A 16,978-nucleotide genomic window follows, 5' to 3' on the forward strand; every position below is an offset into this window, starting at 1 on the left:
AATTGGACCAATCCCTGAAGTGTTCATCTTTCCTTTAGCGATCTTTGTAGCTATTTGCCCCTTTCTGTGGGGATCATTGCGGTGTCCGTCGCACCCCCCACGAGGAGGCTTCGTGCACACCCCGCAACGCTCCGGACGTTCCTGGCCGGTCAGGCTCACCGTCGTCCTGACCGCCTTCGTGTCCCTCATCGGCCTGGCCGGCATCACCCCCGCCAACGCCTCGGTCTACAACTCCTGCACCATCTCGCGGTGCTCCGACGCGCGCTCGGCCAGCTCGACCTGGGCCTCCAAGGGCTACCCCACCTCCAGCGGCTGGTACTCCTGGCCGGACGGCCGCTACAACTACACCGGCGGGCGCTTCTACAACCGCGAGGGCCAGCTGCCCAGCGGCGCGACCTACTATGAGTACGACGTCTACTCCCGGGCGCGCGGGGCCGCGCGTGACGCGTACCGGATCGTCGTGAACCGCAGCACCGGCGTGGTGTGGTTCTCGCCCAACCACTACACCGACTTCTACCGCCTGTAGGGACGCACGCCCATGACCTCCGCCGAACGTCCGCTGCCGTCCTGGCTCACGGTGTCCACCGGCCCGGCGCCGGCGGTGGTCGACGGGCGGGCCTGCCGCACCCGCGCCGCCTTCTTCGAGGAGGTGGCGCGGGCGCTGCGCCTGCCCGCCTACTTCGGCCGCAACTGGGACGCGCTCACCGACTCGCTGCGCGACACCGGCGCCGTCGCCCTGTTCGTGGCGCACGCCGAGGAACTGCTCGGCGACGAGCCTCCCGAGCAGTTCGCCACCCTGCTGGCGGTCCTCTCCGACGCCGCCGAAGGCGGGCTGACCGTCACCCTGAACACCGAGCCCGCCCATGAGGCCCTGATGAGGGAGCGGACCGCCGCCGCACTGGGCTACGGAATGTGACGTCGCTCCGGCCCCCTTGAACGCGTCGGGCGCGCCGACGACCACGCGCACCACGCCCCGTCGGACGGTCACGTGACTACCCGCTTCTGACGTTCCGGGGTGGCCGCCTGGCCGCGGCGGCGGGGGAAGGTGGCGATCGCGGCCAGGTTCGCGACGGCGACGACCACGGCGCCGGTCAGCAACAGCCCCCGCCCACCGGCCAACCCGGCCAGCGGTGCTGCCATGGCCAGCCCGAACGGCCGGGTCGCGAACGAGATGAGCTGATCGAACGACCGCACCCGGCCCAGCGCCGCCTCAGGGATCTCCTCGGCGACCACGGTCTCCCACAGCGGGCTGAGCACGCCCAGCCCGAACATCGCCACGAAGTACGCCCCCGCGATCAACCACGCGCTCGCCGGCAGCGCCAGGGCCGCCATCGGCAGCACGTACAGCGCCGCGCCCACCTGCACGGCCACCAACGGCCGCCGGATGGGCAGCCTCGGCGCCGCGAACACCCCCGCGACCAGCCCCACCGTGCCGCTCTGCACAATCAGCACCCAGCCGGCCTCACCGCCCAGCTCCTTGACCGCCGCCAGCGGGCCGAGCGTGAGGAACAGGCCGGCCATGAAGTGCCACACGCCGTGGGCCAGGACCGCCGCCAGAAACCACGGCCGCCGCCGTACCTCGCCCCATCCCTCTCTCAGGTCGTTGAGGAACGTGGCGTTCTGGGCGCCGGAGCGCTTGGCCGTACGTACTCCGCCCAGGGTCAGCGCCGAGCAGGCGAACAGCGCGGCCGTGAGCAGCGCGGCCCAGCCGGGCCCGGCCAGCAGCACCACGCCGCCCGCCAGGGCGGGAGCGAGCACGGCGGCCACGCTGGTCGCGACGCCGAGCCGGGCGTTCACGCGCAGCCGCTCCGGCCCCGGCACCGCGGCCACCACCAGCCTCGGCACGGCCGGCAGCCCGAACGCGACCGCGACTCCCGCCAGCACGGCCAGCACGGCCAGGCGAGGCAAGCTGGCGGCACCGGTCAGCAGCTCGATCGCGATGGCGGCCTGCGTCAGGCCGCGTACCAGGTCGGTGACCAGCGCCAATCGCTCGGGTCTGACCCGGTCGGCCACCACCCCGCCCACCGGCAGGAACACCAGCAACGGAATCGCCTCACATGCCAGCACCATGCCGACGGCCCCGGCGTCACTGGTGGCGCGCAGCACGGCGAGAGTGATCGTGGTCGGGATCAACGCGGTGGCCAGGGCGGACAAGGCCCGGCCGATCAGCAGTCTCATGGTTCGGCAGATTATTTCGCCAGCTAATATTTCGTCAACAAAATACTCGCTGACGTATCGTTGTTCTCTGTGGACTCAGTGGATCGTCATCTCGCCCGATGGCGGGGCAAGGCGCCGTACGACGAGCGGGTCGAGGCGGTCGTGACGCGGATGCAGTTCCTCGTCAAGCACCTGCACCAGACGAAGGAGGCGGCGCTGGCGCAGGTGGGGATGCAGGACTTCGAGTTTGAGACGCTGCACCGGCTGGTCGCCCATGGCCGGGCCGCGACGCCGTCCGAGCTGGCGATCGAGCTGATGCTCTCGCCCGCCGGGATGACCGGCCGACTCGACACGCTGGAGAAGTCCGGACTGGTACGACGGCTGCGCAGCGCGGAGGACCGGCGGCGGGTGGACGTGGAGCTGACTGACAAAGGCCACGAGCTGTGGCTGGAGGCCATGCGGATTCGGGCCGAGGTGGAGGCGGAGATGGTCTATGCGCTGGACGCGCAGCAGCAGGAGACGCTGAACGGCCTGCTCAAACGCCTCCTGGAGAACGTGGAGTCGAACCGCTGACCCGCGTTTCCCCATCTGCGGGCCCCGTGATCAGGCGGTCTCCTAGTCCTCCTGTGTCCTGATCGTCGGTGCGGCAGCAGGGCGTGCGCCAGAAGAACGGAGGCAAGGACCAAGGTCATCTGACCGTCGTGGCCGCCGTTCTCCGTGACGCAGCAGCGGCCTACGCGGAGCACAGGTACGGCCGGGAGAGCGTCAGGGCGGTCGCCGTGAGGGCCATCCCGAGCAGGACCGGCGCGAGGTGCCAGAGGTCGACGTACCCGATGGCCAGGTGGGTCAGGACGGCGGGCACGAACCCGGCGACGGCCGCGAGCGTCAGCGTCCACCACACCCACGACTCACCGCGCCGCCATCCCCAGGCGCTCAGCAGGGTGATCGCCGCCGCGGCGGCCAGCAGCGCCCCGCCGAACCCGGCCCTGTCGTGCGCGATGAACGGCAGCAGCCGCGTCCCGGCCGCCGCCCGCAACGTGTCCGGCCCGGTTCCCAGGTACTCCAGGTCGCTCGGGACGAAGACGCCGCCGAGACCGACGGCCGACACGGCCACGCCGCCGGCGAACAGCCCGATCCCGGTGATCACCATGAGGAGCTGGCCGGTGAGCGCCCGGCGGCGTTCGCGTTCGGGTCCGTCCGGGCGGGAGGTCCATCGCGGGCGCTCCCGTGGCCGCCGGGCCGCGGCCAGGAACATGGGAAGGAGCACGACGGCCAGCGCCGTGTGCAGCGGCTCCGCGTACCCGTGGGTGAAGAGGTAGGGCACGGCGGCGAACCCGATCGCCCCTGAGACCAGGTACGCCTCGCGCGCCCACGGCCACCCGCGGCGCATGCCCCCGGCGGCGAGCCCGACGTAGAGGACGCCGATCGCCACCATGGTGCCCGCCAGCGTGATCCGGTCGTGCCGCAGGAAGTGGACCAGGTGGTGGTTGACGGCGTGCAACGACTCCTGGTCCATGTCGAGGAAGGCGCGGTCGTACCAGAGCAGCACCGGCCCGAGCGCGACCGCCGCGGCGACGAGCCCGGCGACCGCGATGACGACGCCGGTCGCCATCCCCCACCACCAGGCGGGCCACCGGCGGGGGTCACTGCCGGCGGGCCACAACGAGGGGGCGGGCGCGGTGGGGGTCGCCGCCTCCATCACCCGCCCGAACCAACCGGGGCCCGCCTCGATCAGCAGGGCCGGCGTGGCGAGCACGACCTTGGCGGGATCAGCAAGAACCCCGGCCACCGCTCCGACGGACGGAGAAGCGGGCAACACGATGCCCCCGCGGTGCTCCGAGGAGGGGCGCTCCGTGTCGCGCTCTGGGTGGGTCTGCGCCACGTCGCGCTCTGGGTGGGTCTGCGCCACGTCGCGCTGCGGGAGGGTCTGCGCCACGTCGTGCTCCGGGCGGTGCCGCTCCTCGTCGTCCGTCGGCAGGATCGCGTCCACGTGTGCTGCCAGGGCGGCGGTCACGGCCGGGTCCCCCGTGCGGACCAGCAGCGGCACCCGCCTGCCCGCCGCCGCCTGCCGTACCAGCGGCACGTCCGCGAGCTCGACCGGCTCCACCAGGACGAGCCCCGCCCCGAGCGGCGGCAGCGCGCGTACCGCGTCCCGGGCCACCTGCGGCGGCACCGCAGCGCCGAGCCGGCTGCGCACCGCCACCCCGGCCACCGTGCCCGACAGGTGCGCGGGCGGGTGCCGGTGCCCGAGCAGCCGCGCGACCAGCCGCCCGCCGCCGGGCAGCGATCCCGTCCAGGCCAGCGCCCTCAGTGCCACCCGCCGCGACCGCCGTACGCCCAGCAGCGCCCCCGCGATCCCCCGCAGCGGCTGGTACGTCCAGTCAGGCATCGCTCCCCGGCCTTCCGCCCCGCCCTCCACCCGGCCTCCCAGCCGACCTTCCACCCGGCATACCGCCCGGCATTCCCCCCGGCCCTCCGCTCAGCCCTCCGCACGGTCCTCCGCCTGGGCCTCTGCCGGGCTCTTCTCCTGGCATCCCTCCTGGCGTTCCGTCCGGACTGCCATCGAGCTCGGGCACCGGCCCGGTACCCCGTTCCGCCGGCTCGGGCGGTGTCCAGCCGAGAACCGGATCCATCGACCGCAGCAGCAGCCCGGGCGGCACCAGGCGGGCGGCGAGGTTCCGTGACCACACCCCCGGCCCCCACGCCACCAGGGACGCCGCCCCCAGCCGGGCCGACCGGCGGACGATCGCCTGGGTACGGGGCCGCCGCACCCGGTCGTACCGGGCGAGCGCCACGTCCACGTCGCGCTCCGAACGCAGGCAGGCGGCCAGCGTGACCGCGTCCTCCAGCGCCGTGCCCGCCCCCTGCCCCAGCGCCGGGTCCATCGCGTGCGCCGCGTCCCCCAGCAGCGCCACCCTCCCCCGTACGTACGTGGCCAGCGGCGGCATCGCGTACACGTCGTGCCGCAGCACGGCGTCCCCGGGCACGGCCGCCAGCATCTCGGGCACGGGATCGGGCCAGCCGCCGAACCTGCGCACGAGCCCCGCGTACGCGTCCCCCTCCCCGCCTTCGGGCACCCGGGCCGCCGCGAAGCAGTAGAACCGCCCGCCCGGCAGCGCCGCGAACCCGAAGCGCTCCCCTCGCCCCCAGAACACCGCCCCTTCGGCGCCTCGCCCGCCCAGCGGCCCGGTCACCGCCCGCCACGCCGTGCAGCCCGCGTACCGGGGCGCCCGCGCCTCCGGCCACCCCTGTTCCCGCACCCGGCTGCGGATCCCATCGGCCCCCACCACCAGGTCCGCCCGCACCCACCCGCCCCGATGCTCGACCACCACCCCCTCACCGTCGGACCACACCCGCCCGCCCCCGTGCTCAGCCGACGCCCCCTCGCCGTCCGCCAGGGTCCGCGCGTCCCGATGCTCGACCACCACCCCATCCCCGTCCGCCCGCACGGCCCGTACCTCGCTGCCGGGCCGCAGCACGTCGGGCGGCAGGGCGGCCACGAGCGCCCGCACCAGCTCCGCCCGGTGCACCATGAGCAGCGGCCACCCGTGACGCTGCGCGACGTCGGCGTTGTCGGTCCTGGACAACCATCGCCCGGCCCGGTCCCGCACCCCGCCCGCGGTCTCCACCCCGGCGATCGCCCGTACCCGCTCGGCCAGGCCCAGCGCAGCGAGGGCGCGCGTGGCGTTGGGCCAGAGCGCCAGCCCCGCCCCGATGTCTCCGAACTCGGCGGCCCGCTCCAGCACGGTCACCCGCCATCCGATCCGGTGCAGCGCGATCGCCGCCGCCAGCCCTCCGATCCCCCCGCCGACCACGACCGCAGCAGGCACGACCCGCACCCTCGACCCCCTCTTTGAGCGACTGCTTAATCAGACCATAGGACGATTTAAGCGATCGCTCAACTCCCTCAACGGCAACAGGAGCCGGCGGGGAGCGCGGCCGATGGTGACCGCGCTCCCCGATAGGTCAGATCCCGTCAGTGGGGCAGCAGGATCTTGTCGACGATGTAGACGGTGGCGTTGCTCGTCTTCACGCCACCACAGACGATCTTGGCGTCGTTGATGGTGAGGTTGTCACCGGAACCCTTCACGGTCAGGGACCCGCCCTGCATGGTCTTGAGCGTGGCGCCCTCGACCAGGTCGGACGGCGCCTTCTTGCCCATCACCACGTGGTAGGACAGCAGCTTGGTCAGCGCCTCCTTGTTGGCCATGAGCTTGTCCTGGGCTTCCTTCGGGATCGCGTCGAACGCCTTGTTGTCCGGCGCGAACACCGTGATGTCCGAGGCGGAGTCCAGTTTCTCCTGGAGCCCGGCCTTCTTCACGGCCTCCGACAGCTTCGACAGCTCGGAGATCTTGGAGAGGGCGGTGCCTACCGGCTGGTCCGCGACCTCGGCCAGGTTGCCCTCGATCGCGGAGCAGCCGGGTCCGGACGGGCTGGCGGCGGCGGTGGCGGTCGGCGAGGGCGACATTTCCGGAGAAGTGGGCGACATCTCTGGCGAAGTCGGTGACATCTCCGGAGACGTGGGCGACATCTCCGGCGTGGAGGTCGTTTCCTCCGGCGACGGCACCGGCGTACGCGTGTGGACAGCTGCGCCGGCGGTGCCGGTGGCACCGGCGGCCAGCGCCAGCGCCGCCGCGAGAAGCACTCGTTTCACTGTGATCCCCCCGAGTTCGGAGTGCCGCGGCGGGCGAACCTGCCACGGCTCGAACGCAGCCCCGGGCTCGCACCCCGGCTGCCTCTCCAGTGTGTGCAGCCATCGAGAACACGGGAGTTACATTTCGCCCAAAAAGCCACAAAAGCCGTACACCACAACTTTTGCCCGCTATGTCTCGGTGCAGGTTTGGAACCCGACGGAGCCGGGCCCGCCGGGGCCCGCGGGCCCCGGGTCCCTTAAAGGTGCGTTCAGGCCACCGGCCGCAGGTCCCGGCTGTCGAGCCGGAGGTCGCGCGGGCTGAGGGCGCGGCGGCGTTCGGTGGCGTAGAAGGTTCCGGCGAGCCCGATGAGGAGCCACACGAAGAGGTGCGCCAGCCCGCCGGCCAGGTCGCCGCCCGTTCCGGTGGCGATGGCGCGCAGGGCGGTGATCGCGCCGTGCGTGGGCAGCAGCGGTTCGGCCGCCGCGAGCGGGGCGGGGATCGACGACAGCGCGCCGGTGGCGACCGTCAGCACGAGGACCGCGACGGACAGCAGGCGGCCCGAGCGCCGGAGTACGGCGGCCGCGGCCTGGCAGAGCGCGGTGAAGGCGAGCGCGGCCAGCAGGGTCACGGCAAGGAACGCGAGGCGACCGCCCAGGCCGAGCCCCAGGAAGGGGGCCAGCCCGAGGCCGAGGAGCGTGCCGGTGACGACCGCGACGGTCGTCCCGGGGATCAGCGCCCGCCCGGCGAGCCGCCAGGTGGGCAGGCGGCTGGTCAGCACCGACGCCGGGACCGCGCGGATGACCAGGTAGGTCGCCAGCGCACCGGCCCAGAGCGCGAGCACCAGGAAGAACGTGGCCGCGATCGGGCCGAGGTCGCCGGTCGCGGCGGCGGGGGCCAGCACGGGGGTGGCGGCGACCTTGGACAGGTGCTCGCGTTCGGTCCTGGTGTAGGCGGGCACTTCGCCGAGGCCGTCGGTGAGGCCCTTGGCCAGGGTGGTGGCTCCGTCGTCGGCCTTCGCGGCGCCGCCGCTGAGCCGGTCGGCGCCGGAGGCGAGGTCGCCGGCGCCCTTGTGGGCCTGCGTGGTCCCGGCGGCCACCTGCTGGGCGCCGGTGTTCAGGCGGGTGGCGCCGGCGGCCAGCGAGGTGGCGCCCTGGGAGAGCTGCCCGGCGCCGGCGGACAGCTGCCGGGCGCCCTTGTCCGCGGCCTTGACGCCGGTGTCGAGCTGCCGCGCTCCCGTGGCCGCCGAGGCGATCCCGCCGGCGAGGGTCTTGGACTGGGCGGCGAGCCGGGAGGTGCCGTCGGCAACCTGCTCGGCGCCCGAGGCGAGGGTGTTCAGCGACTGCTTGATCTGGCTCGCCGCGCTCTTGGCGCGGGACTTCACGCCGTCGATGTCGCCGGCGATGGAGGCGAGCCGGTCGGAGGCGCGGGCCAGGCTCTCGCAGAAATGCGGGTCGGCGTCACGGGAGCCGGCCTCGGAACCGGCGGCGGCGCGGGAGCCGGCGGCGGCGCGCGAGCCGGCCTCGGAGCCGGTGGCGGCGCGCGAGCCGGCCTCGGAGCCGGTGGCGGCGCGCGAGCCGGCCTCGGAGCCGGTGGCGGCGCGCGAGCCGGCCTCGGAGCCGGTGGCGGCGCGGCATCGGGCGGACAGGCGGGCGAGGTCGTCCGTGGCGTCGCCGGCGGAGGGGACGGCGTCGATGGCGGTGACGATCCGGTCGGCGACCGGGGTGACGGTGTCGGCGAGCTGCCGGTTGCCGTCCGCGACCTGGCGGGCGCCATCGGCGAGGCGGCGGGTGAGGGCGGGGAGCTGCTCGGTGTCGCGGGCCGCCTTCGACAGGCCCCCGGCCAGGCGGTGCGACCCGTCGGCCAGGCGCCCGGTCCCGTCGGCGAGCTTGGTGGCGCCGGTGGCCAGCTGACCGGCGGCCGTGGCCAGCCGGGTCGAGCCCTGGGCGATGGAGTTGGCGCCCTGGGCCACCTGGGTGGCGCCGGAGCGCAGGTCGTTCAGCCCGGTGGCGAGCCCGCGGGCGCCGCCGGCCAGCCGTCGGGTGCCCGTCGCCAGGTCGCCGGTGCCGTCGGCGAGCCGGTCCGCGCCGTCGGCGGCCTTGCCCATCTGCTCGTGGAGGGTGGTGAAGCCGACGTAGACGTTGTCGAGGTAGGTCTCGACGACCTGGGTGTTGAGGGTACGCACGGCGGCGTCGGCCACGTCCTGGCTGATGGGCGCGTCCGCCAGGGCCGCCTCGGGGGACGTCTCGACCTCCAGGGTGGCCTGCGTCGCCTCCAGCGGCCTGCCGGTGGCCGACGACGTGGCCCGCTCCGAGAACGTACGGGGCACGGTGACGGACGCGGCGTACGTGCCGTCCCGCAGGCCCTTGCCGGCGTCCTCGGTGTCAGTCAGGACCCACTCGTACCGTTTGTCCGCGCCGTGGACGAGCTCGGCGGCGAGCTGGCGGCCGAGCGGGACGAGCCGCCCGCCGACGGTCACCGGCTCGTCGAGGTTGACCACCGCGGCCTTGGCCGCGCCGTGACCGCTCGACGGCGACCAGAACGCCCAGGTCAGCAGGCCCGCGACGAGGGCGGGGACGAGGAGGAGCGCGAGCCAGGTCCACCGCCTGGACGTTGCGGGGAACGCGTCGTCGAGGACGCGGGACAGCGAGGCGAGCATCAGCGAACTCCGGCAATAGCGCGGTCGAGGGACAGGTCGGTGACGGTGTCCGGGGGCAGCAGGTCGCGTACGAGCGCCGGGTCCTGGCAGGACACCACGGCGGCGGCCGGTCCGGTGTCCGGCAGCCGGGCCAGCAGGCGGGCCAGTTCGGCGCGCTGCTCGGTGCGTACGACGGCGTCGAGGTTCTCCAGCACGACCAGGCGCGCGCCGTTCGCGAGCGCGGCACGCGCGTCGCCGGCCGGGTCCTTCGCCTCGCGGCACGGGACGAGGGCCACCGCCCGCCGGACCGCGCGGGCGTGCTGGGGGACGATGTGGCCGCACACCTTCAGGTCGCCCTCCAGGGCGGGCACCCGGCCGGCGAGGGCGTGCAGCAGCGCGGACGCGCCGAGGCCGTGGACGCGCAGGACCTGTCCGGGCAGCAGGTGGATGGACACGCCGGAGAAGACGTCGGCGCCGCGGAGGTCGCGGACGCGCAGGTCCTCGGCGCTGACGAGCTCCGGCGAGCCGGGCGCGGGCCAGCCGGCCAGGCGCAGCTCGCGGGTCAGCCCCTCGCCCTCGGCGTCGAAGACGGGCAGCCGGCGGTCCAGCCAGCCGGGCAGCCACCACGCGCGGTGGCCGAGCAGCGCGAGCACGGCCGGCACCAGCGTCATGCGGACGACGAAGGCGTCCACGAACACGCCCACGGCCAGGCTGAAGGCGATCGGCTTGATGGTGGCGCTGCCCTCGGGCACGAACGCGGCGAAGACCGCGAACATGATGACCGCCGCGGCCACCACCACCGTCGAGGCCGACACGAAGCCGGACTCGACGGCCCGGTGCGGGTCGCGGTGGTGGACGTACTCCTCCCGCATCCGCGACAGCAGGAACACCTCGTAGTCCATGGCCAGCCCGAACAGCACGCCCATCAAGATGATCGGCAGGAAGCTGATCACGCTGCCGGTGTGCTGCACGCCGAGCGCCTGCGCCAGGTGGCCCTGCTGGAAGACGAACGACGTGGCCCCGAACGCCGCGCCCACCGACAGCAGGTATCCCAGCGCCGCCTTGACCGGCACCGCGATCGAGCGGAACACCATGGCCAGCAGGACCAGCGACAGCCCCACGACGACGGTCCCGAACGGCAGCAGCGCCCCGGCCAGCCGCGCCGAGACATCGATGCCCACGGCGGTGAACCCGGTGACGGCGATGGCGACCCCGTAGGCCCGCCGGAAGTGCTCCGCCCGATCGCGCAGGCGCTGGACGAGAGCCTCGGTCTGCGGCGAGTCGCCGGGCGAGTCGGGGACGACCTGGATGATGGCGGTGTCGCCCTTGCGGTTGGGCGTGGCGACCGGGACCGCCGCGACGCCGTCCAGGCGCTCGATCTCCGCGGCGATCTCGTCGGTGACGCCGACGGGGTCCGTGGTGTTCAGGACGTCGACCGAGACGACCAGCGGAGCGTTGTAGCCGGGCCCGAAATGCCGGGCGATGGCGTCGAAGGTGTCGCGGGCGGGCGTGCCGGGCTCCTCGGTGCCGCTGTTGGGCAGCGCGAGGCGCAGGTCCGCGGCGGGCAGCGCGCACAGCCCGAGCGCGCCGACGACCACGACGATCGTCACGATCGGCGATCTGGTGGCCAGGCGCACCCAGCGGCGGCTCAGCGGCACCCGTTCCCTGGCGGGACGGCGGCGGGGCCGGGGGCGCAGGCGTTCGCCGGCGACGGCCAGGAGCGCGGGCGTGGCCGTGACGGCGACGGCCACCGCGACGCACACCGAGAACGCCGCCGCGACCCCCATCGTGGTCAGGAACGGGATGCCGGCCACCGCCAGCCCCAGCAGCGCGATCACCACGGTGATCCCGGCGAAGACGACGGCCGACCCGGCGGTCGCGGTGGCGCGGGCGATCGACTCCTCGACCTCCAGCCCTTCGCCGAGCTGGTCCCGGTGGCGGGAGAGGATGAACAGCGCGTAGTCGATGCCCACCGCCAGCCCGAGCATGACCGCCAGCATGGGCGCGGTCGAGGAGATGGGCGTGAACACCGTGGCCGCGAAGATCAGGGCCACCGCGACGGCGACCCCGAACACCGCGGTCACCATCGGCATCGCGGCCGCGACGAGGGAGCGGAAGACGAGGAAGAGCACGAGGAAGGCGATGACCAGGCCGATGCCCTCGGTGGGGCTGAGCTTCGGCACCGCGTTGGAGAAGGCGTCCCCGCCGACGTGGACGGTCGCGCCCGCGCCGATGCGCCGCTCCAGCCCGGCGCCGATGTCCTGGAGCCGCTGCTTGGTGGCGGGGGTGGTCCGCGCCTGCGGGACGTCGAGGGGGATCGCGATGATGGCGGCCCTGCCGTCGGCGGAGACGGCGTTCTTGACGTTCTCGGCGAACGGGCTGGTCACCAGCGCGACCTGGTCGAGCCGTTCGATGTCCCGTACGGCCGCCTTCACCGCGCTCCTGACGGCGGGGGCGTCGGCGCGGGCGCCGGCCGGCATCACGACCACCATCCGCGCCGACGTGCCGCTGACCTCGGGGAAGACGTGGGAGAGGTGGTCGAGGGCGTCCTGTGACTGCGAGCCGGGGATCGTGAAGGCGTCGTCGGTCCCCTGTTGCAGCAGGCCCATCGCGCCGCCGGCCAGCGCCAGGGCCAGCAGCCAGGCTCCTAGGACGACGATCCGGGCACGTGCGGCGCTTCGGCCGAGTCTGTACAAGAAGGACGACACGGGTGGGCACAGTAGTTAATTGCACATCAATGTGCAAGTTTGATGATGATGGAGAGGCGATAGGGTGCAGCGATGACGCCAGACGCGACGGCACAACCGCGACGCAGCCACGCCCGCGCCAACCGCGCGCGCATCCTGGCCGTCGCCCGGCGGGAGCTGAGCGCCAACCCCGAGGCCACGATCGAGGAGATCGCGCGGGCCGCCGGGGTCGTCCGTCGCACGCTGTACGCGCACTTCCCCGGCCGTACGGCCCTGCTGGAGGCCATCGCGGACGAGGGCGCCGAAGCCCTGCGCGGAGCCCTGGCCGCCGCGGCGGTGCCCGCCGACTCACCCGAGCAGGCGCTGGCCCGCCACACCATGGAGCTCTGGCAGGTCGGCGACCGCTACCGGACGCTGCTCGCCCTCGGCCGCCAGTGCTTCGGCGACGCCTGGTTCGCGGACCTGACGGACCCGGCGCGGCGCGACGCCGTCGCCATCGTCCGGCGCGGGCAGGCCGACGGCGTCTTCCACGGCCACCTGCCCGCCGAGGTGCTCGCGTCCGCCCTCGGCGCGCTGATGCTGTCGCTGCTGGAGAGCGTCAACGCCGGCCTGTGGGAGGACTCCGGGCCGGGGGCGGCCACCGCGATCCTGATCGGGGCGGGGGTGCCGCCCGAGCGCGCGGCCGGCGTGGCGGCCGGGCTGGCGCGCTGAGAGGCGGCCCGGCGCTACCGGGATCCCGGGGGCGGAACGAGTAACGTGGACGGATGAGCAAGTCGTTCCTGGAGCCGGCGCAGTGGTACGCGACACTTCCGGCGTTCTACGCCTCGGCGTGCGCGCTGCTCACTGACACCGAGGACCGGGTCCTCATGGTCAAGCCCAACTACCGGCCCCACTGGGCGTTCCCCGGCGGCATCATGGAGGCCGACGAGCTCCCCCACGAGTGCGCCGTCCGCGAGGTCGGCGAGGAGCTCGGGCTGCGCGTGGCGGTGACCGGGCTCCTGGTGGTGGACTGGGCGCTGCCGGTGGGCGACAGGCCGCAGAGCATGATCAATTTCGTGTTCGACGGCGGCACCGTCACCGACCCTGGCCAGATCGTCCTGCAGACCTCGGAGCTCGACGACTTCGGCTTCTTCCCCTGGGACGAGGCGGCCCGGCTGCTCCCCGCCGCCACCGCCCCCCGCATCCCGGCGGCACGGCGGGCACGCGACGACGCCCGCACCATCTACCTCCCCTTCACCCCCCAGTAGCCCCCTCGGCACGTCCGGACGCCCATGGTCGTGTTTCGCGCACCCTCTTACCTAGGGCTCCTAGGAAATAGGCTAGCATTCCTAGGAACACAGATCGGAAGGGGATCATCATGGCCACGCTGGACGTACCGGGCGCCAGGCTCTACTACGAGGTCAGCGGCGAGGGACCCGCGCTCCTGCTGCTGCCGGGCGGCGGCGGCGACGCGGCGATCTTCGACGCGCCGGCCGGCCTGCTCGCCGAGCACTTCACGCTCATCGCCCTCGACCCGCGCGGCTACTCGCGCAGCCGCCTCGACGGCCCGGCCGTGGACCAGCGGGTCGAGGTGCAGAGCGAGGACGCCCGCCGGCTGCTCGACGCCGTCACCCCCGACCGGCCCGCCTACGTCTTCGGCGGCAGCAGCGGCGCCATCGTGGGCCTCGACCTGCTCGCCCGGCACCCCGGGCGGGTGCGCCGCCTGGTCGCCCACGAGCCGCCGTGCTTCGCCGTCCTCCCCGACGCCCCCGCGCAAGTGGCCTTCGTCGAGGAGGTTCACCGGCTCTTCCGCGAGCAGGGGCTCGCGGCCGCGTCCGCCCGGTTCATGGAGGGCATCGGCGGCACCCTCCGGCCGCTGCCGGACCCGGCCTCGCTGCCGCCCCGGGCCGCCGAGATGATGGCCCGGCTGATGAACAACGCTCCGATCATGATGGAGCATGAGCTGCGGCAGTTCACGTCCTATGTCCCCGACCTGGCCGCGCTCGGCCGCGTCGCCGACCGGCTGGTCCTGGCCGCCGGGCGCGAGACGAGGGGGCACCTGCCGTACCGGCCCGCCGCGCTGCTGGCGGAGCGGCTCGGGATCGGGCTGGTCGAGTTCCCGGGCGGGCACAGCTTCACCGACGCCCCCGAGGAGTTCGCCAAGCAGTTGATCGAGGTGCTCACCGCCCCCTGACCGGGGCTCTCACGCGCCGGCCACCTCGCGCATCAGCTCGGCCGAGGCCAGGGGGTTGCCGTAGTCGCGCGAGTGCACGATGAGCCCGTCCCGCACCGTCACGATCATGACGTACGTGGTGGCGAACGGCCGGCCGGTGGCCGTGACGGATCCGTGCAGGGTGAACTCGGCCACCATCACCTCCGGGTCCGCGGTCTCCAGCAGGTTGACCGCGTCCGCGCGCTCGAACCGCCACAACCCCTTCACCGCCTCGACCCGGGCACGCAGGAGATCGCTGCCGACCGAGCGCGCGGGCACGCCCGGCGGGGCGAACGGGATCTCGATGACCACGTCCGGCGCGTACAGGGCGAGCATCGCGTCGTGGTCGCCCGCCGCCGAGACCTCGATCAGCCGCGCGACGACCTCCTTGGCGCTCCCGGGCCGTACGGGCGCGAGCGCGGCCGCCAGCTCGGGCAGCATGCCGACGGCTTCGGCGGCGCCCACGGCGTTGGGGTAGTCGAGGTAGGAGAGCACGGCGCCGTCGCGGACGCGGATCACCCCGAGGGAGGAGGCGAACCGGAACGGCGTGCCGCCCGCGCTGCCCTCCGGCTCGAACTCGACGACGACCACCTCCGGGTCGGTGGTCTCGTAGACGGTGGAGTGGACGTCGTCGAAGCTCAGCAGCCGCGCGATCCCCCCGGAGGCGCCCTGTTTCATGTGCTCGCGGATGGTTTCTACGCCTTCGAACCGGCGCGGCCGCCCGGGCATGCCGAACCGCAGCTCATAGACGGCGTCGTCGGCGAACACGGCGGTGAAGGCGTCGGCGTCCCTGCTCGTCATGGCCTGACGTAGGTGCTCGACGACCGCCTGAAGGTTCTCGGACATGGTGGATCCCCTCGGAGAGAACGGAATAGAATCGGAACGCACGCCCCGTTTCAGGATTGAACGATACGGAACGCGCGCCCCGTTTGTCTAGAAGGGAGCCATCGATGACGCCGGACAAGCCGCTGCGCGCCGACGCCCGCCGCAACCGCGCCCGCGTGCTGCAGGCCGCCGAGGCCGCGTTCTCGGCCGAGGGCATGGCGGTGCCGCTGGATGAGATCGCCCGGCGGGCGGGCGTCGGCGCCGGCACGGTCTACCGGCACTTCCCCTCCAAGGAGGCACTGTTCGAGGCCGTGGTCCACGACCGGATCGCGCAGTTCGCCGAGGAGGCCCGCACGCTCGCGGCGGCGGAGTGGCCCGGCGAGGAGTTCTTCGCGTTCCTGGGCCGGATGGTCGATCAGGCGATGCTCAACAAGGCGCTGTGCGACGCCCTGGAGGCCGCCGGATCGCCGGTCAAGCCTTCCGACGGCGTCCAGCGCGACGTGTGGGAGTCGTTCGGCGCCCTGCTGGGCGCCGCCCAGCGCGTCGGCGCGGTCCGCGCCGACGTCGACGTGTCCGACCTGCGGGCCCTGCTGTCGGGGGCGCTCGCCATGGAGCGCCACGCCCGCGACGGCGACCGCCCCGCCGGCCGGCTGACCGGGCTCCTGCTGGACGCCCTGCGCCCCCGCCCCTGACCGCTGCGGCAGGCGCGCGGCGGGAGGGGATGGACGCGGCGCGTGCGGGCGGGGCATCCTGTGGCCTGCTGTTGCGCCAGTTGGAGTATCTGGTGGCCCTGGCCCTGGCCCGGGAGCGGCACTTCGCCCGCGCCGCCGCGGCCTGTCACGTCTCCCGGCCCTCGCTGTCGGCGGCCATCCGCAAGCTCGAACGCGAGCTGTACGTGCCCCTCGTCCGGCGCGGCCGGCGCTTCGCGGGGCTGACCCCGGAGGGCGAGCGGGTGCTGCTGTGGGCCCACCGGATCCTCGCCGACGCAGACGCCCTGCGCCAGGACCTGTCGAAGATGCGCGAAGGGCTGTCGGGCACGTTGCGGATGGGCGCGATCCCGACCGCGCTGACCGCCGCCTCGCTGCTGACCACGCCGTTCTGCGAGCGTTACCCGCACGTACGGGTGCTGCTGACGCCGTCCGGCGGCGAGCTGGCCGACCGGCGGATGGCGCGCTGGGCGGAGGCGGCCGCGCTGCCGCTGTGCCTGCTGGCCCGCGTACCTGACGGCCGAGCGCATCGCCCGCGCCCCCAAGCTGAAGCTGGCCGTCACCGCCGGCATCGGCTCCGACCACGTGGACCTGGACGCCGCCATCGCCCGCGGCATCATCGTCGCCGAGGTCACCTACTGCAACAGCATCAGCGTCACCGAGCACGTCGTGATGATGATCCTCTCCCTGGTGCGCAACTACCTGCCCGCCCACCGGACGGTGCTCGACGGCGGCTGGAACATCGCCGACTGCGTCGCCCGCTCCTACGACGTCGAGGCATGCACGTCGGCACCGTCGCCGCCGGCCGCATCGGCACGGCGGTGCTGCGCCGGCTCAAGCCGTTCGACGTGCACCCGCACTACACCGACAAGCACCGCCTGCCGCGCGAGGTCGAGGAGGAGCTCGGGCTCACCTTCCACCCCGACGCGGCCGCGATGGTCCCGCACTGCGACGTGGTGACCGTCAACGCGCCGCTCCACCCGCAGACCGAGGGGCTGTTCGGCGACGAGCTGATCGGCTCTATGAAGCGGGGCGCGTACCTGATCAACACCGCCCGCGCCAAGATCGCCGACCGCGACGCGATCGTCCGCGCGCTGGAGAGCGGGCAGCTCGCCGGGTACGCGGGCGACGTCTGGTACCCC

The 16,978-nt window shown here is 73.7% G+C and carries 14 protein-coding genes and 3 pseudogenes; 10 read left to right on the plus strand and 7 right to left on the minus strand.

The genetic code is table 11. The features are described from left to right. Nucleotides 1-112 precede the first annotated feature (112 nt). Both H4W80_RS12655 and H4W80_RS12660 read left to right on the plus strand, forming a co-directional pair. Nucleotides 113-526, plus strand: a complete 414-nt coding sequence (locus H4W80_RS12655) for a ribonuclease domain-containing protein (RefSeq protein ID WP_318786836.1) — start codon at nt 113-115, stop codon at nt 524-526. Between the two features lie 12 nt (nt 527-538). Further along, on the plus strand, nt 539-916 hold the full coding sequence (locus H4W80_RS12660) for a barstar family protein (RefSeq protein ID WP_192785274.1): 378 nt from the start codon (nt 539-541) through the stop codon (nt 914-916). A 68-nt stretch (nt 917-984) separates the two neighbouring features. On the opposite strand, the gene H4W80_RS12665 is transcribed toward H4W80_RS12660, so the two are convergent. Then, nucleotides 985-2,178 (minus strand): MFS transporter, encoded by a 1,194-nt coding sequence (locus H4W80_RS12665; protein ID WP_192785275.1) that lies wholly within the window; start codon nt 2,176-2,178, stop codon nt 985-987. A 69-nt stretch (nt 2,179-2,247) separates the two neighbouring features. Here H4W80_RS12665 and H4W80_RS12670 point away from each other — a divergent pair, with 69 nt between their 5' ends. Beyond that, nucleotides 2,248-2,730, plus strand: coding sequence for a MarR family winged helix-turn-helix transcriptional regulator (locus H4W80_RS12670; RefSeq protein ID WP_318786837.1), 483 nt, complete (start codon nt 2,248-2,250; stop codon nt 2,728-2,730). 160 nt (nt 2,731-2,890) lie between these two features. Here the strand turns inward: H4W80_RS12670 and H4W80_RS12675 are convergent, their stop codons facing one another. The 5 genes from H4W80_RS12675 to H4W80_RS12695 all read right to left on the minus strand — a co-directional run bounded on the left by H4W80_RS12675 (nt 2,891) and on the right by H4W80_RS12695 (nt 12,134). Continuing rightward, a complete protein-coding gene (locus tag H4W80_RS12675; protein ID WP_192785276.1) occupies nt 2,891-4,546 on the minus strand; it encodes a hypothetical protein in 1,656 nt (551 codons plus the stop codon). After that, a complete protein-coding gene (locus H4W80_RS63555; protein ID WP_192785277.1) occupies nt 4,539-5,987 on the minus strand; it encodes an FAD-dependent monooxygenase in 1,449 nt (482 codons plus the stop codon). The genes H4W80_RS12675 and H4W80_RS63555 overlap by 8 nt, the downstream gene beginning before the upstream one ends. A 146-nt stretch (nt 5,988-6,133) precedes the next feature. Further along, nucleotides 6,134-6,811, minus strand: coding sequence for a fasciclin domain-containing protein (locus H4W80_RS12685; protein WP_192785278.1), 678 nt, complete (start codon nt 6,809-6,811; stop codon nt 6,134-6,136). Nucleotides 6,812-7,059: 248 nt separating this feature from the next. Next, nucleotides 7,060-9,447 (minus strand): YhgE/Pip domain-containing protein, encoded by a 2,388-nt coding sequence (locus tag H4W80_RS12690; protein WP_192785279.1) that lies wholly within the window; start codon nt 9,445-9,447, stop codon nt 7,060-7,062. Beyond that, nucleotides 9,447-12,134: an MMPL family transporter gene (locus H4W80_RS12695; protein WP_192785280.1), complete on the minus strand. Its 2,688-nt coding sequence runs from the start codon at nt 12,132-12,134 to the stop codon at nt 9,447-9,449. The genes H4W80_RS12690 and H4W80_RS12695 overlap by 1 nt, the downstream gene beginning before the upstream one ends. A gap of 72 nt (nt 12,135-12,206) precedes the next feature. Between H4W80_RS12695 and H4W80_RS12700 the strand changes: the two genes are divergently transcribed. The 3 genes from H4W80_RS12700 to H4W80_RS12710 all read left to right on the plus strand — a co-directional run bounded on the left by H4W80_RS12700 (nt 12,207) and on the right by H4W80_RS12710 (nt 14,286). Continuing rightward, a complete protein-coding gene (locus H4W80_RS12700; protein ID WP_192785281.1) occupies nt 12,207-12,824 on the plus strand; it encodes a TetR/AcrR family transcriptional regulator in 618 nt (205 codons plus the stop codon). A 53-nt stretch (nt 12,825-12,877) separates the two neighbouring features. Further along, a complete protein-coding gene (locus H4W80_RS12705; protein ID WP_192785282.1) occupies nt 12,878-13,360 on the plus strand; it encodes an NUDIX domain-containing protein in 483 nt (160 codons plus the stop codon). A 110-nt stretch (nt 13,361-13,470) separates the two neighbouring features. Next, entirely contained in the window at nt 13,471-14,286 is an 816-nt protein-coding gene (locus tag H4W80_RS12710; RefSeq protein WP_192785283.1) for an alpha/beta fold hydrolase, read from the plus strand. Nucleotides 14,287-14,295: 9 nt separating this feature from the next. On the opposite strand, the gene H4W80_RS12715 is transcribed toward H4W80_RS12710, so the two are convergent. Next, nucleotides 14,296-15,150, minus strand: a complete 855-nt coding sequence (locus H4W80_RS12715) for a nuclear transport factor 2 family protein (protein ID WP_192785284.1) — start codon at nt 15,148-15,150, stop codon at nt 14,296-14,298. A 104-nt stretch (nt 15,151-15,254) separates the two neighbouring features. Between H4W80_RS12715 and H4W80_RS12720 the strand changes: the two genes are divergently transcribed. The 4 genes and pseudogenes from H4W80_RS12720 to H4W80_RS60615 all read left to right on the plus strand — a co-directional run. Continuing rightward, entirely contained in the window at nt 15,255-15,821 is a 567-nt protein-coding gene (locus H4W80_RS12720; RefSeq protein WP_192785285.1) for a TetR/AcrR family transcriptional regulator, read from the plus strand. A gap of 29 nt (nt 15,822-15,850) precedes the next feature. Further along, nucleotides 15,851-16,066, plus strand: a pseudogene (locus H4W80_RS12725) (LysR family transcriptional regulator); the annotation flags it as partial. Between the two features lie 340 nt (nt 16,067-16,406). Next, nucleotides 16,407-16,610 (plus strand): annotated as a pseudogene (locus H4W80_RS60610) (NAD-dependent formate dehydrogenase); the annotation flags it as partial. A 35-nt stretch (nt 16,611-16,645) separates the two neighbouring features. Next, nucleotides 16,646-16,960, plus strand: a pseudogene (locus H4W80_RS60615) (NAD(P)-dependent oxidoreductase); the annotation flags it as partial. Nucleotides 16,961-16,978 lie beyond the last annotated feature (18 nt).

It is taken from the genome of Nonomuraea angiospora, assembly GCF_014873145.1.
Lineage (GTDB): Bacteria > Actinomycetota > Actinomycetes > Streptosporangiales > Streptosporangiaceae > Nonomuraea > Nonomuraea angiospora.